Genomic DNA, 15,137 nt, shown 5'->3' with positions numbered 1-15,137 from the left:
AGGAACCTGCATGAACAACAAGTCCATCACGCTGCTGGTCGCGGCCCTGCTGCTCGGCCTGGGCCTGGGCGTGCTGCTGGCGCGCCAGGGCGGCCCGGTTGCCGCCGCCCCTGCCGCCGCCCACGCCCATGCCGAAGGCGATCATGAAGAAGAGGAGCATGGCCAAGCGGAACAAGCCGAAGAAGGTCATGAAGAGGAGGGCGCGCTGACCCTAAGCCAGGAGCAGATAGATCTCGCCGGTATCGAGCTGGCCGCCGTTGCCCCGCGCCAACTGCAGCGCAGCCTGGCACTGCCCGGCGAGATCCGTTTCGACGAAGACCGCACCGCGCACCTGGTGCCGCGCGCAGCCGGGGTGGTCGAGTCGGTCGCCGTGGTGCTCGGCCAGCAGGTCAAGGCCGGCGATCTGTTGGCGGTGATCGCCAGCCCGCAGATCTCCGAGCAGCGCAGTGAACTGGCCGCCAGCCAGCGCCGCCTGGAACTGGCGCGCAGCAGCTACCAACGCGAGAAGGACCTGTGGCAAGAGGGCATTTCCGCCGAGCAGGATTACCAGCAGGCGCGCCAGACCCTGCAAGAGGCAGAAATCGCCCAGGCCAATGCCCGGCAGAAGATCAGCGCCCTGAGCGGCAGTGTGGTGCTGGCCGGCGGCAACCGCTACGAGTTGCGCGCACCGTTTGCCGGGCAAATCGTCGAGAAGCACTTGGTGCCGGGCGAGGTGGTCAACGAAACCAGCGCCGCCTTCACCCTTTCGGACCTGTCGCGGGTCTGGGCGACTTTCGGCGTGGCGCCCCGTGACCTGCCCAAGGTGCGCGCCGGCATGCCGGTGACCATCGTTGCCAGCGAGCTGGGCCAGCAGGTGAGTGGCACGGTTACTCATGTCGGCAGCCTGCTCGGCGAACAGACCCGTACCGCTGCGGTGCGCGTCACCCTCGACAACCCGCAAGGGGCCTGGCGCCCCGGCTTGTTTGTCGCCGTGCAGGTGCCCACCGAGCAGTATGCCGCCGCCCTCAGCGTACCGGACCAAGCCCTGCAGACCCTGGAAGAAAAGCCCACGGTGTTCGTGCGCACTGCCGAAGGCTTTATCGCCCAGGCGGTTGAGCCGGGCGCCAGTGCCAACGGTTTCGTCGAGATTCGCAAGGGCCTGCAAGCCGGCCAGCAAGTAGCGGCGCAGGGCAGCTTCATCCTCAAGTCGGAGCTGGGCAAGGCCAGCGCCGAACACGCCCACTGACCGGGAAGCTCACATGTTCGAACGCCTCATACAATTTGCCATCGAACAGCGCCTGATGGTGCTGCTGGCGGTGCTGCTGATGGCTGGGCTTGGGGTTGCCAGCTACCAGAAGCTGCCGATCGACGCCGTGCCGGACATCACCAACGTCCAGGTGCAGATCAACACCCAGGCCGCGGGCTTTTCGCCGCTGGAAACCGAGCAACGTATTACCTTCGCCATCGAAACCGCCATGGCCGGCTTGCCGGGGCTGGAACAGACCCGTTCGCTGTCGCGCTCGGGCCTGTCGCAGGTGACGGTGATTTTCGAAGAAGGCACCGACCTGTTCTTTGCCCGGCAACTGGTCAACGAGCGTCTGCAGCAGGCACGTGAACAATTGCCCGAAGGCGTTGAAGCGGCCATGGGGCCGATCTCCACCGGCCTTGGCGAGATTTTCCTGTGGACCGTCGAAGCCGCTGACGATGCGCGCAAGGCCGATGGCAGCCCGTACACGCCGACCGACCTGCGCGAGATCCAGGACTGGATCATCAAGCCGCAACTGCGCAACGTGCGCGGGGTGGCGGAGATCAACACCATCGGCGGTTTCGCCAAGGAATACCAGATTGCCCCAGACCCAAAACGGCTGGCGTCCTACAAGCTGACCCTGGGCGACCTGCTCACCGCCCTTGAACGCAACAACGCCAACGTCGGCGCCGGCTATATCGAGCGCCGTGGCGAGCAGTTGCTGATCCGCGCCCCGGGGCAACTGGCCGGTCTCGATGACATTGCCAATATCGTCCTGGCCAACGTCGACGGCACGCCGATCCGCGTGCGCAACGTCGCCGAAGTCGGTATCGGCCGTGAGCTGCGCAGCGGCGCGGCGACCGAGAACGGCCGCGAAGTGGTGCTCGGCACGGTGTTCATGCTGATCGGCGAGAACAGCCGCACGGTGTCCCAGGCGGTGGCGCAAAAGCTGGTGGAGATCAACCGCTCGCTGCCGCAAGGGGTGAGTGCGGTCACCGTCTACGACCGCACCAACCTGGTCGACAAGGCCATTGCCACGGTGAAGAAGAACCTCATCGAAGGCGCGATCCTGGTCATCGTCATTCTATTCCTGTTCCTCGGTAACATCCGTGCGGCGCTGATCACCGCCATGGTCATCCCGTTGTCGATGCTGTTCACCTTCACCGGCATGTTCAGCAACAAGGTCAGTGCCAACCTGATGAGCCTGGGCGCGCTGGACTTCGGCATCATCGTCGATGGTGCAGTGGTGATCGTTGAAAACGCGATCAGGCGCCTGGCTCATGCCCAGCAGCATCACGGCCGCCTGCTGACCCGCTCCGAGCGCTTGCACGAAGTCTTCAATGCCGCCCGCGAAGCGCGCCGGCCGCTGATTTTCGGCCAGCTGATCATCATGGTGGTGTACTTGCCGATCTTTGCCCTGAGCGGGGTCGAGGGCAAGATGTTCCACCCGATGGCCTTCACCGTGGTCATCGCCTTGCTCGGCGCCATGCTGCTGTCGGTGACCTTCGTGCCGGCGGCCATCGCCCTGTTCGTCACCGGCAAGGTCAAGGAAGACGAAAACCTGCTGATGCGCAGCGCCAAGCGTGGCTATGCGCCGCTGCTCAAATGGGTCATGAGCCATCGCCCGCTGGCGTTCTCCCTTGCCGCGATTACCGTGCTGCTTTCGGGTGTGCTGGCCAGCCGCATGGGCAGCGAGTTCGTGCCGAGCCTGAGCGAGGGCGACTTTGCCCTGCAGGCCCTGCGCGTGCCCGGCACCAGCCTGAGCCAGTCGGTGCAGTTGCAGCAGCGCCTGGAGCAAAGCGTGCTCAGCCAGGTGCCGGAGGTAGAGCGGGTGTTCGCCCGCACCGGTACCGCTGAAATCGCCTCGGACCCGATGCCGCCGAACATTTCCGATAGTTACGTGATGCTCAAGCCACAAGAGCAATGGCCCGATCCGGGCAAGAGCCGCGAGCAACTGATCGCCGATATCCAGCGTGCCAGCGCGCGGGTGCCGGGCAGCAACTATGAACTGTCGCAGCCGATCCAGTTGCGCTTCAACGAGCTGATTTCCGGGGTGCGCAGTGATGTCGCGGTGAAGGTGTTTGGCGACGACATGGCGGTGCTCAACAGCACTGCGGCGAAGATCGCCAGTACCTTGCAGGCGGTGCCGGGCGCCTCGGAAGTGAAGGTCGAGCAGACCTCGGGGCTGCCGGTGCTGACCATCGACGTCGACCGCGACAAAGCCGCGCGCTATGGCCTCAACGTCGGCGATGTGCAGGACACCATCGCCGTGGCCGTCGGCGGCCGCCAGGCCGGGACCTTGTATGAAGGCGATCGGCGTTTCGACATGGTGGTGCGTTTGTCCGACACCCTGCGTACCGATATCGACGGCCTGTCGCAGTTGTTGATACCGGTGCCGGCCAGCAGCGGCAGTGGCGGCCAGATCGGCTTTATCACCCTTGGCGATGTCGCCAGCCTTGAGCTGGTGCAAGGCCCCAACCAGGTCAGCCGTGAAGATGGCAAGCGCCTGGTGGTGGTCAGCGCCAACGTGCGCGGTCGCGATATCGGCTCGTTCGTCGACGAGGCGGCGGCGCGCATCGACAGCCAGGTGAGCATTCCGGCCGGTTACTGGACCCGCTGGGGCGGTCAGTTCGAGCAGTTGCAGTCGGCGGCGCAGCGCCTGCAAGTGGTGGTGCCGGTGGCGTTGCTGCTGGTGTTCGGCCTGTTGTTCATGATGTTCAACAACCTCAAGGACGGGCTGCTGGTGTTCACCGGCATTCCGTTTGCCCTGACCGGCGGGGTGGTTGCCCTGTGGCTGCGGGATATCCCCCTGTCGATCTCGGCGGGCGTGGGCTTTATTGCCCTGTCTGGGGTCGCGGTGCTCAACGGCCTGGTGATGATTGCCTTTATCCGCGGCCTGCGCGAGCAAGGTCGTTCGCTGCACCAGGCGATCGACGAAGGCGCACTGACGCGTTTGCGCCCGGTGCTGATGACTGCCCTGGTGGCATCCCTGGGCTTTATTCCCATGGCCCTGGCCACCGGCACCGGTGCTGAAGTGCAGCGACCGCTGGCCACTGTGGTGATCGGCGGCATTCTCTCGTCGACGGCGCTGACCCTGCTGGTACTGCCGGCGTTGTATTACTGGGCGCACCGCAAGGATGAAGAGCAGGAGGTCGCATCCGAGGTGACGAAACTGTAATTCGCCGCTCATCTTCGGGTTATTCAGCCCTTGTCAGGATACCCAAGGCGCCCGCATTGCGGGCGCCTTGCGTATCTCTGCCAATAATCAGGAGTTGAAGATGGGGAACAAATCCACAGCCTGTTTTACCGGCGCCCTGGCCCTGGCCAGTTGTGCGACCGCCAATGCCGTCAGCCAGCCCGCAGGCGGAGGCTTTGTCGAAGACAGCAGCCTGACGGTGCTCAGCCGTAACTTCTATTTCAACCGCGACTACCGTAACGGTGAGCAATCGCCTACCGGCAAGGCCGGTTACGCCGAAGCCTGGGCCCAGGCCTTTATCGCCCGCTTTGAGTCAGGTTACACCGAGGGCACGGTCGGCTTTGGCCTGGATGCCCACGCCATGCTCGCCCTCAAGCTCGACAGCGGCGATGGCCGCAGCGGCGGGCGCAGTTCGTTCGACATGCTGCCGGTGGACCGCAATGGCGATATCGCCAGCAACTTCAGCAAGCTCGGTGGCGCGATCAAGGCGCGTTTGTTCGACACCGAGCTCAAGTTCGGCGACGTGTTCCCGACCACCCCGGTGGTGCATTTCGGCGACTCGCGGCTGTTGCCGGAAAGCTTCACCGGCTGGACCCTGGAGAACACCAGCCTGGCTGGCCTGAAAGTGCAGGGCGGGCGCCTGCATGCCATGAGCCAGCCGCTGTCGAGCAACAACCGCGACGGTTTCGTGACTTTCTACGCCGGCCCCGTGGATTCGCCCTGGCTGGGCTATTTCGGCGGCGATTACCAGGCCACCGACAACCTCAGCCTGAGCCTCTACAGCAGCCGCCTGAAGGACGCCTGGGACCAGTACTACGCCGGAGTCAGCTACAAGTACCCGATCACCCGCGACCTCACCGGCTTTACCAGCTTCAACTACTACAAGGCCAAGGACGAGGGCCAGCAACTGCTCGGCACGTTTGACAACGACATCTGGAGCGCCCGCGTCGGTGTCAGCTACGGCGCCCACACCTTGGCCTTGTCGCACCAGCGCAACCAGGGTGACAACGATTTTGACTACCTGCGCCAGTCCGACTCGATCTACCTCGACAACTCGATCCAGTACAGCGACTTCAACTCGCCGAAAGAGCGCTCGTGGATGCTCCGTTACGACCTCGACATGGCCGCCTATGGCGTGCCGGGCCTGTCGTTCATGAGCCGCTACGGGCGCGGCAGCGGCATTGATTACTCCGATGCCAACGGCGTGTACATGCGCCGCGATGCCGAGGGCAACCCGCTGACCGGGCAGAAGCGCTGGGAGCGCGATATCGAGGCGAAGTATGTGGTGCAGTCCGGCAGCCTCAAGGACCTGTCGCTGCGCGTGCGCCAGGCCACGACCCGGGCCACGGCATTCGAATCGGACCTCGATGAGGTGCGCCTGATTGTCGAGTATCCGCTGAGCGTGCTGTAAGGCGAATCTTGCAGCACTGTAATGTCCGCCTCACCTTGGCGTTAGCTTGCCCCCCGTAAGATTGAACTGTCCTGAAATTCAATCACGAGGTGAGCAACATGAGCCTGAACAAGTATGTGCTGATGGCCGTATTGGCCCTGGGCAGTAGCGCGGCACTGGCCGAAGGCGGGGCGGAGCGTTCCAGGCAGTTCTGGGAAAACTTCCGCCTCAGCCAGGAGCAGATTCACGGCAAGAAGGACCAGGCCGTGGCGGAGTCCGAGCGTGAGAGCAAACAGAAGCAGGTCGCCAAAGAGTAGCTCCGTTCACCTTGGAAGCTCCCCAGCTCCTTTGGAAAGGTGAATCTTCGGCGCCCGTTACGGGCGCCTGTTTTATTTGCGCGCCACCAGTACGGCGCGGCGCGGCGCTGGCAGGCCTTCGATGGTGCGGCTGTGGTCGTCGGGGTCGAGGAAGTCGCTGAGCGACTGATAGCGCATCCACTCGGTGCTGCGTTGTTCTTCGATGCTGGTGGTGCTGACATCGACGCAGCGCACATCGCTGAAACCGGCGCGGCGCAACCAGCGCTCCAGGGCCGGTACCGATGGCAGGAACCAGACGTTGCGCATTTGCGCGTAGCGGTCTTCCGGCACCAGCACCTGGTTTTCGTCACCTTCGATCACCAGGGTTTCCAGCACCAGTTCACCGCCCTTGACCAGGCAGTCCTTGAGCGCCAGCAGGTGCTCGATGGGCGAGCGGCGATGGTAGAACACGCCCATGGAGAACACCGTGTCGAAACCTTCGAGGTTGGCCGGCAGGTCCTCCAGGGCGAAGGGCAGGTGCCAGGCCGGCAGCTGCGGCAGGTAGCGCTGCACCGCCTGGAACTGGCAGAAGAACAGCCAGTTGGGGTCGACGCCGATGACGCTGTCGGCTCCGGCGCCGAGCATGCGCCACTGGTAGTAACCATTACCGCAACCGACATCCAGCACCCGCTTGCCCTTGAGGTCCAGGTGCGGGGCGACGCGCGACCACTTCCAGTCCGAGCGCCATTCGGTGTCGACGTGCACGCCGAACAGGTCGAACGGCCCCTTGCGCCACGGCGACAGGCCCATCAGTGCCTGCTGCATGCGCGCGCGGGTGTCGTCGTCGCAGTCGCAATCGAGGTTGAGGCCGTTCTGCAGATCGATGCGCGTGGGTTCCAGCACTGGCAAGGCATCCAGCGCCGCTTGCCAGCGTTCCAGGTCGCCATGACCTTTTGCCATCTTGGCGTCGAGTTGCGCTTGCAGGCCTTGCGCCCATTGCGCCAGGGGGGTGCCCGCCAAGCGGCGGACCAGGGGGGACAGATCAATCATGGCAGGGCAATCAACGAGGCAAAGTTAAGGCATTGGAACCAGGGCACAACCTTGGAGAAACCAGCCGCCAGCAGGCGCTGGCGGTGTTCTTCGAGGCTGTCGGGCTTCATCACGTTCTCGATGGCGCTGCGCTTCTGGGCAATTTCCAGTTCGCTGTAGCCATTGGCGCGCTTGAAGGCCACGTGCAGGTCAGTGAGCAGCGCGTGTTCATCAGCGTCTTCGAAGCGCAGCTTCTCCGAAAGGATCAGCGCACCGCCCGGCAGCAGCGCCTGGCGAATACGTGTGAGCAGCTCCAGGCGTTGTTCGGGGGCGATGAACTGCAGGGTGAAGTTCATCGCCACCACCGAGGCCGGCTGGAACTCGAGGGCAAGGATGTCGCCTTCGATCACCTCGACCGGCAACAGCTCCTGGAACATCGAGTCCTGGGCATTGAGGTACTGCCGGCAGCGCTCGACCATGGCCGCCGAGTTGTCGATGGCAATCACCCGGCAACCATCGCTGCGCACATGCCGGCGCAGCGCCTGGGTCACCGCGCCGAGCGAGCTGCCCAGGTCATACAGGGCGGTGTTGGGCTGGGCAAACTGGGCGGCGAGCACGCCGAGGTTCTCGACAATGGTCGGGTAACCGGGCACCGAACGCTTGATCATGTCCGGGAACACCCGCACCACGTCTTCGTTGAAGGCGAAGTCGGGCACCTGGCCAAGGGGCTGGGCGAAAAGGCGGTCGGGTTCTTTGCTCACGGGGGCAATCCAGGCGTTGGGCGGTAAAAGGCCGGCATTTTAGCCAAACTGGCGCCAGGATGCATGGCCCGCTGACCAGCGCGGCCTACTTGACCGTGATTGCGCAGTCGAAGGTCTGCACCGGGCGCACTTCCGGGGCCCAGGGTTGCTGGTAGACCAACAGCAGATGGCCTTCACCGGCGCCCTGGGCCTGGAAACGCCACACCGATTGCCCGGCGCTACCGACGATGCCGGCATCTTCCGGGTGGCTGTAGACCTCGGGGCCGAGGCTACGCAGGATGCCTGCGGCCGGGTTCTGCACCAGCCAGCGATAGCCGGTGCTGGGGTTGCTCGGTAGGGTCAGGGTGAGGTTCTGGCCGTTTTGCAGTTGCAGCGGGCAGTCGGCCTGGTTGTCCAGTTCGACGTTGTGCACAGGTTTTTGTGCGCAGGCAGCTAGCAGGGCAAGGCCCAGGGGAACGAGCAGGCGGGCGGCAGTCATGAAAGCTCCGGATAGGCGACGATAGCGCAGCATAACCGAAGATGATCGCAGGGCAAGGGCCTGCATCGTCTGTGGGAGCGGGCTTGACCCGCGATGAGGCCGGTACAGCCAGCACTCCAGGTGAAGCCTGAATTGCGCCCGCTGCGCGCCCGATCGCGGGGCAAGCCCGCTCCCACATCTATGGTCCGGGGTTAGAACAGCACCTTCGCCACATCACTGAAGCGCTTGGCAAAGTGCACGCTCAAACCCTCCTTGAGGTAATCCGGCAATTCTTCGAAATCACCGCGGTTGGCTTCCGGCAGGATCAGCTCGAAAATTTTCTGCCGCCGCGCCGCAATCACCTTCTCGCGCACCCCGCCAATCGGCAGGACCTTGCCGGTCAGGGTCAGCTCGCCGGTCATGGCCACGCCTTTCTTCGGCGCCTGGTCGCGCGCCAGCGACAGCAGCGCACTGGCCATGGTCACCCCGGCGCTGGGGCCGTCCTTGGGCGTGGCGCCTTCGGGTACGTGCAGATGAATGAAGGCCTCGTTGAAGAAGCTCGGATCACCGCCATATTGCTTGAGGTTGGCGCTGACGTAGCTGTAGGCAATTTCAGCGGACTCTTTCATCACCTCACCCAACTGGCCGGTGAGCTTGAAACCACGATTGAGGGTGTGGATGCGCGTCGCCTCGATCGGCAGGGTGGCGCCGCCCATGCTGGTCCAGGCAAGGCCGGTGATCACGCCTTTGCCGGTCAGCACCTGTTCGCTGCGAAACACCGGCATGCCCAGTGACGTTTCGAGGTCCTTGGGGCCGATCTTGATCTTTTTCTCGGGATCTTCGAGCAGTTGCACCACGGCCTTGCGCACCAGCTTGCCCAGCTGTTTTTCCAGCTGGCGTACCCCGGCTTCGCGGGCATAACCCTCGATCACCGTGCGCAAGGCGCTGTCGCTGATGCTCAGGCTGGTCTTGGCCACCCCGGCCTTTTGCAACTGCTTGGGCCACAGGTGGCGCTTGGCGATGGCCAGTTTTTCTTCAGTGATATAGCCGGACAGGCGGATCACTTCCATGCGGTCGAGCAACGGCCCGGGGATCGAGTCGAGGGTGTTGGCGGTGCACACGAACAGCACCTTGGACAGGTCCAGGCGCAGGTCCAGGTAATGGTCGAGGAAGTCGACGTTCTGCTCCGGGTCGAGGGTTTCCAGCAGCGCCGAGGCCGGGTCGCCCTGGTAGCTCTGGCCCATCTTGTCGATTTCGTCGAGCATGATCACCGGGTTCATCACCTCGACGTCTTTCAGCGCCTGCACCAGTTTGCCCGGCTGGGCGCCGATGTAGGTGCGGCGATGGCCCTTGATCTCGGCCTCGTCGCGCATACCGCCGACGCTGAAACGGTAGAACGGTCGGCCCAGGGATTCGGCAATCGACTTGCCGATGCTGGTCTTGCCAACCCCCGGCGGGCCTACCAACAGCACGATGGAGCCGCTGATCTCGCCTTTGTAGGCACCCACGGCGAGGAACTCGAGGATGCGTTCCTTGATGTCATCGAGGCCGGCGTGATGCTGGTCGAGCACCTTGCGCGCGTGCTTGAGGTCGAGCTTGTCCTTGCCGTAGACACCCCAGGGCAGGGCGGTGGCCCAGTCCAGGTAGTTGCGGGTGACGGCGTACTCGGGCGAGCCGGTCTCGAGGATCGACAGCTTGCCCAGCTCTTCGTCGATGCGCTTTTGTGCGGCTGCGGGCAGGGTCTTGCCTTGCAGGCGCTGCTCGAATTGTTCGAGGTCGGCACTGCGGTCGTCTTTGGTCAGGCCCAGCTCCTGCTGAATGACCTTGAGCTGCTCCTTGAGGAAAAACTCGCGCTGGTGCTCGCCGATCTGCCGGTTGACCTCGGCGGAGATCTCGTTCTGCAGGTGCGCGACTTCGACCTCTTTACGCAGCATCGGCAGGACTTTTTCCATGCGCTTGAGCATCGGTACGCAGTCGAGCACTTCCTGCAGCTGATTGCCGGTGGCCGAGGTCAGCGCCGCGGCAAAGTCGGTCAGCGGCGACGGATCGTTGGGACTGAAGCGGTTGAGGTAGTTCTTCAGCTCTTCGCTGTAAAGCGGGTTGAGCGGCAGCAGCTCCTTGATCGCGTTGATCAGGGCCATGCCGTAGGCCTTGACCTCGTCGGTCGGCTCGCTGGGTTGATGCGGGTACTCGACCTCGACCAGGTAAGGCGGGCGATGGTGCTTGAGCCAGGTACGGATGCGCACCCGGGTCAGGCCCTGGGCGACGAACTGCAACTTGCCGTTCTCGCGGCTGGCGTGGTGAACCTTGACCAGGGTGCCGTACAGCGGCAGGGCCGAGGTGTCGAAATGACGGTGGTCTTCCGGCGGCGTGTCCATGAAGAACAGAGCCAGGGAGTGGTGCGGGGTCTTGGCGACCAGGTCCAGGGTTTCGGCCCAGGGTTCTTCGTTGACGATCACCGGCAATACTTGCGCGGGGAAGAACGGGCGGTTGTGGATCGGGATGATATAGACCTTGTCCGGCAGCTGTTGGCCCGGCAAAGCAAGGTTATGGCCGCTGTTTTCGGCGGCTTCGAGATGCTCGACTTCGGCGTTTTCCTCGGGACGTTCCGGTAGATCCTGCTGATCGCTCATGGCGCACCTGCTCAATGACTATGGTGCTTAGATGGGGCGGGTGGAGCAAAGATTCAAGCTTCAAGCTACAAGCCGCACGTGAGGAGCGCGGTGCTTGCAGCTTGAAGCTTGTAGCTGGCAGCTCAGGCCTACTCAGCCAGTTTGTAAGCGATTACGTAATCGCCCATCTTGGTACCCAGCGAGCCGTGACCACCGGCGGTCACCAGCACGTACTGCTTGCCGTCCTTGCCGGTGTAGGTCATCGGCGTGGCCTGGCCACCGGCCGGCAGGCGCGATTTCCACAGCTCTTTGCCGGTGTTGCTGTCATAGGCACGCAGGTACTGGTCCAGGGTGCCGCTGAGGAAGCCCAGGCCGCCGGCGGTGACGATCGAGCCGCCCATGCTTGGCACGCCAATCGGCAGGCCGATCGGGATCGGCGAGCTGTCGCGGCTGGTGCCGTTCTTATGCTTCCACACCACCTGGTTGGTGGTCAGGTCGATACCGGCCACGTAACCCCAGGCTGGCGCCTGGCACGGTACGCCCAGTGGCGACATGAACGGGTGCATGATCACCGCATAGGGTGCGCCGGTGTTCGGCTGCACACCGCTGGTTTCGCTCTCGCGCTTGCTGCCGGCGGCGACTTCGGCGCGCGGCACCATTTTCGAAACGAAGGCCATGTAGTTGGGGCTGGTGAACAGCAACTGGCGGACCGGGTCGACCGAGACGCTGCCCCAGTTGAACACGCCGACGTTACCCGGGTAGACCAGGCTGCCCTGCACCGACGGTGGGGTGTACTGGCCTTCGTAACGCAGTTCGCGGAACTGGATGCGGCAAAGCATCTGGTCGAACGGGCTGGCGCCCCACATGGCCTGTTCGGTCAGGTCCGGGCCGAGCAGATTGAGGTCCGAGCGGGCCTGGGTCGGCGCGGTATGATCGCCTTCGACCGCACCTTGCGGTACCGGGATTTCGCGGATCGGCACGATCGGCGTACCGTCGCGACGGTCGAGCACGTACAGGCTGCCTTGCTTGGTCGGGGCGATCAGCGCAGGTTTGACGCCGTCTGCGGTCTTCAGGTCGAGCAGGGTTGGCTGGCTGCCGACGTCCATGTCCCACAGGTCGTGGTGGGTGAACTGGTAGTTCCAGCGGACTTTGCCGTTGGCAAGGTCCAGCGCAACGATACCGGCGCTGTACTTCTCGGCGCCCGGGGTGCGATCAGCGCCCCACTGGTCGGGGGTCTGGTTGCCCAGCGGGAGGAAGACCATGCCCAGTTTCTCGTCGACACTGGCCAGCGACCACATGTTCGCCGAGTTGCGGCTGTAGGTCTTGCCCGGCGCCAATGGTGCGGTGTCGTCCGGGTTGTTGCTGTCCCAGTTCCATACCAGGCGGCCATCGTGCACGTCGTAGGCGCGGATCACCCCGGACGGCTCGTTGGTCGACTCGTTGTCGGTGACATGGCCGCCGATGATCACCAGTTCGCGGGTGATCGCCGCAGGCGAGGTGGAGTAGTAACCGCCGGCGGTGAACGGGCCGATGCCGGTGGTCAGGTCGATCACGCCCTGGTTGCCGAAACCCTCACAGACCTTGCCGGTGTCGGCGTTGAGGGCGATCAGACGGGCGTCGGCGGTCGGCAGGTAGAGGCGACGCGGGCAGGCGACGGCAACGGCCTGGCCGGCATCGCTGATTTTCGGCGCCGGGCTGCCGTCAACGTTGACGTAGTTGTTTTCGTCGTAATACGACACACCACGGCAGGTCATGTGGGCGAAGCCCTTGAAGCCCACCGGGCTCTTGATCTGCGGGTCGAAACGCCAGATTTCGGCACCGGTGTCCGGGTCCAGGGCCAGCACCTTGCTGTGGGCGGTGCAGGCGTACAGCTTGCCGTTGACCTTCAGCGGGGTGTTCTGGTTGGTCAGCTCGACCGGGTCGTTGTCGGTCGGCAGGTCGCCAGTGCGGATGCGCCAGGCTTCCTGCAGCTTGTGCACGTTCTGCGGGGTGATCTGGCGCAGCGGCGAGTAGCGGTCGCCGAATTCGGTACGGCCGTAGGCCTGCCACTCGCCATCCGGCATCTGTGGCGCAGTGCTGCTCATCTCGGCGCTTTCACGGCCCAGCTCGCCCTTGATTTCTCCCGGGTGGGTGAACTGGCTGGCCACTGCAGTAGCGCCCGACAGCACTACGGCCAGGCTCAGCAGGCCGCTGTTGACCTTGGACGGGTTGCCCAGCAGCGGGCGGCGTGCCCACGGCAGCAGCAACACCACACCCAGGGCGAACCACAGGGCCAGGCGCGGCACCAGCTGCCACCAGTCCAGGCCGACTTCCCACAAGGCCCACAGCGTGCTACCGAGCAGCACCAGGCCATACAGGCCCAGGGCGTTGCGGCGCAGGGCCAGCAAGAGGATGCCGGACAGGGCAAAGCCGATGCCGGCGATCAGGTAATACAGCGAACCGCCCAGCTGGCTCAGTTTGATACCGCCAGCCAGCAGGGCCAGGCCCATCAGCAACAACAGCACACCGATCAGTCGCGGCAGCCAGCGGGTTCTACTCAAGGCACCATCAGTGCTCATCGTGTGTTCTCCGTTAGGTGAAAAGGGTGGTTAGAAACTGCTCTGGATCTTGATCCCGCCGATCAGCGCGTCATCGACCTGGCTCACGCCACCGGGGTGGCGGATGTATTGCAGGTTCGGGCGCACGGTCAGCCAGTCGGCCAGGTGGATGCCGTAGTACAGCTCGGCGCTGTATTCGGTGTCCTGGATCGGACGGAACAGGGAGTCGTTGAAGTCGCTGACGTCGCGGGCCTGGTTGATGGCCTGGGCGTTCTTGCGGTAGGCAGGGTTGACGTGCACGCGTGCCAGGGCGAAACCGATGTCGTCCTTGGCGCGGGCATCGAAGGGCCCCTTGTACACCACACCTGCCTGAACATAGTTGTCGATGGCATTGGTCTTCTTGTCGTGCAGCGTGGCGTTGGCGAATACGCTCAAACCACGCGAATGGTCAGATGCCAGCGACGTCACCTGTTGCTGGGCACCGAGCCAGAAGCCGTGCTTGCTCGAACTGCTGCGGTAAGCCTGGCCGCTCAGTGCTGCCGGTTGATCGTTGCTGTCCTTGTAGACATCGCTTGCCTTGGCATTACTGTAGTAGTAACCGGCGCGATATTCCCCTTTCAGGCCATTGACCGCCGGGCTCCACACCAGTTCGACCGGAATCACCGCGCCCTGGGTGCCGCTGCCGCTGAGCTTGAAGCCGTTGCCGCGATCAAGGTTGGAAGGGTTCTGTTCGTAGGCGCCGATCTGCGCGTACAGCTCGGGAGTCAGGTTGTACTTGACCCGCAGGGCCCACTGGCTGACCGGCCAGTTGTACCAGATGTCACCGACCCAGTTGCCCACCTGCGAGCCGCAGAACGCCAGGTTCTGGAAGTCGCACGGGAAGCTGTTGAAGTCCTCGCCCTGGCCGAAGCGGCCGAATTTCACATCCAGCGCGCCGTCGAAGTATTTCTGCTTGATCCACATCTGCGTCAGCCGCCAGGTCTGGCCACGTCCCCAGACTTCCTGGGCCGAGGTAAAGCCGCCAACGCGCGGGTCGTTGATGCGGTCATTACTGATGTTGTTGCCGTGACGCTCGGTGACCGTCAGCTGGAACTCGGCATCATGCCAGCCAAGGATCTTCTGCAGGTCCAGGTGGGTGCCGAGGGCGAACTGGTCGCTGTAGCGCGCAGTCTTGTCGTTGTCATGGCCGCCGTGCAGGTTGGCGCCCATCTCGCCGGTATAACCGAGGGTGAAGTCGTAGCCGCGTTCAGCCAGCTCCGTGCGGGTGCCGCCCCAATCGCCAAGCATCCATGGCGAGTCGCTGGCGAACATCGCCGCGGCCTGGGCGCAAGGCGCGAGGCTGGCGATGGCCAGACCCGAAAGCAGTGTCCGGGTGGCGGGGGAAAAGCGGAAACGATCGTTCTGAGGCATGAGATAGCGCTATCTTTTGATTATTGAAAAAACGGCAAGGCCACCGAGTTCCGAGGATCATCGGCGATAAAGCTGCAGGGAAATAGACTGAAGCGGTTCAGCTTGCGGCGGGGAGGATATAGCTGAACTTGTAAGAAAAAAAGTCAATTCAGCAAGAGGCACCGTTGCCGGATTGGTAACAGTGCGGTTGAGGCAGGCGACTCTGATCCGCTGTGGGAGCCAGC

The 15,137-nt window shown here is 63.8% G+C and carries 10 protein-coding genes; 4 read left to right on the top strand and 6 right to left on the bottom strand.

Annotation, left to right across the window (positions count from 1 at the left end; all coding sequences use genetic code 11):
* The first annotated feature begins 10 nt into the window (after nucleotides 1-10).
* The 4 genes from LOY22_RS21035 to LOY22_RS21020 all read left to right on the top strand — a co-directional run bounded on the left by LOY22_RS21035 (nucleotide 11) and on the right by LOY22_RS21020 (nucleotide 6,128).
* A complete protein-coding gene (locus LOY22_RS21035; protein WP_093380059.1) occupies nucleotides 11-1,225 on the top strand; it encodes an efflux RND transporter periplasmic adaptor subunit in 1,215 nt (404 codons plus the stop codon).
* A gap of 13 nt (nucleotides 1,226-1,238) precedes the next feature.
* Entirely contained in the window at nucleotides 1,239-4,403 is a 3,165-nt protein-coding gene (locus tag LOY22_RS21030) for a CusA/CzcA family heavy metal efflux RND transporter (protein ID WP_258594684.1), read from the top strand.
* A 100-nt stretch (nucleotides 4,404-4,503) separates the two neighbouring features.
* Nucleotides 4,504-5,832, top strand: a complete 1,329-nt coding sequence (locus LOY22_RS21025; protein WP_258594682.1) for an OprD family porin — start codon at nucleotides 4,504-4,506, stop codon at nucleotides 5,830-5,832.
* A 98-nt stretch (nucleotides 5,833-5,930) separates the two neighbouring features.
* The gene (locus tag LOY22_RS21020; protein WP_045197655.1) at nucleotides 5,931-6,128 is read left to right on the top strand and encodes a hypothetical protein; all 198 of its coding nucleotides are present in this window, start codon (nucleotides 5,931-5,933) and stop codon (nucleotides 6,126-6,128) included.
* Nucleotides 6,129-6,200: 72 nt separating this feature from the next.
* Here LOY22_RS21020 and cmoB read toward each other — a convergent pair whose 3' ends face one another.
* The 6 genes from cmoB to LOY22_RS20990 form a co-directional block, all read right to left on the bottom strand.
* On the bottom strand, nucleotides 6,201-7,157 hold the full coding sequence (cmoB, locus tag LOY22_RS21015) for a tRNA 5-methoxyuridine(34)/uridine 5-oxyacetic acid(34) synthase CmoB (protein ID WP_093380066.1): 957 nt from the start codon (nucleotides 7,155-7,157) through the stop codon (nucleotides 6,201-6,203).
* On the bottom strand, nucleotides 7,154-7,897 hold the full coding sequence (cmoA, locus tag LOY22_RS21010; protein WP_093380069.1) for a carboxy-S-adenosyl-L-methionine synthase CmoA: 744 nt from the start codon (nucleotides 7,895-7,897) through the stop codon (nucleotides 7,154-7,156). Before cmoA ends, cmoB begins: the two co-directional genes overlap by 4 nt.
* A gap of 85 nt (nucleotides 7,898-7,982) precedes the next feature.
* Nucleotides 7,983-8,375 (bottom strand): protease inhibitor I42 family protein, encoded by a 393-nt coding sequence (locus LOY22_RS21005; protein ID WP_045197660.1) that lies wholly within the window; start codon nucleotides 8,373-8,375, stop codon nucleotides 7,983-7,985.
* Between the two features lie 191 nt (nucleotides 8,376-8,566).
* Nucleotides 8,567-10,987 (bottom strand): endopeptidase La, encoded by a 2,421-nt coding sequence (gene lon / locus LOY22_RS21000; protein ID WP_045197662.1) that lies wholly within the window; start codon nucleotides 10,985-10,987, stop codon nucleotides 8,567-8,569.
* Between the two features lie 128 nt (nucleotides 10,988-11,115).
* Nucleotides 11,116-13,524: a glucose/quinate/shikimate family membrane-bound PQQ-dependent dehydrogenase gene (locus LOY22_RS20995; RefSeq protein WP_045197663.1), complete on the bottom strand. Its 2,409-nt coding sequence runs from the start codon at nucleotides 13,522-13,524 to the stop codon at nucleotides 11,116-11,118.
* Nucleotides 13,525-13,554: 30 nt separating this feature from the next.
* Nucleotides 13,555-14,913: a carbohydrate porin gene (locus LOY22_RS20990; RefSeq protein ID WP_045197666.1), complete on the bottom strand. Its 1,359-nt coding sequence runs from the start codon at nucleotides 14,911-14,913 to the stop codon at nucleotides 13,555-13,557.
* Nucleotides 14,914-15,137: the final 224 nt, after the last annotated feature.

Source organism: Pseudomonas sp. B21-035, from assembly GCF_024748945.1.
GTDB lineage: Bacteria > Pseudomonadota > Gammaproteobacteria > Pseudomonadales > Pseudomonadaceae > Aquipseudomonas.
Note: the sequence above shows the minus strand (reverse complement) of the source record. Positions and strands in the feature narration are given on the sequence as shown.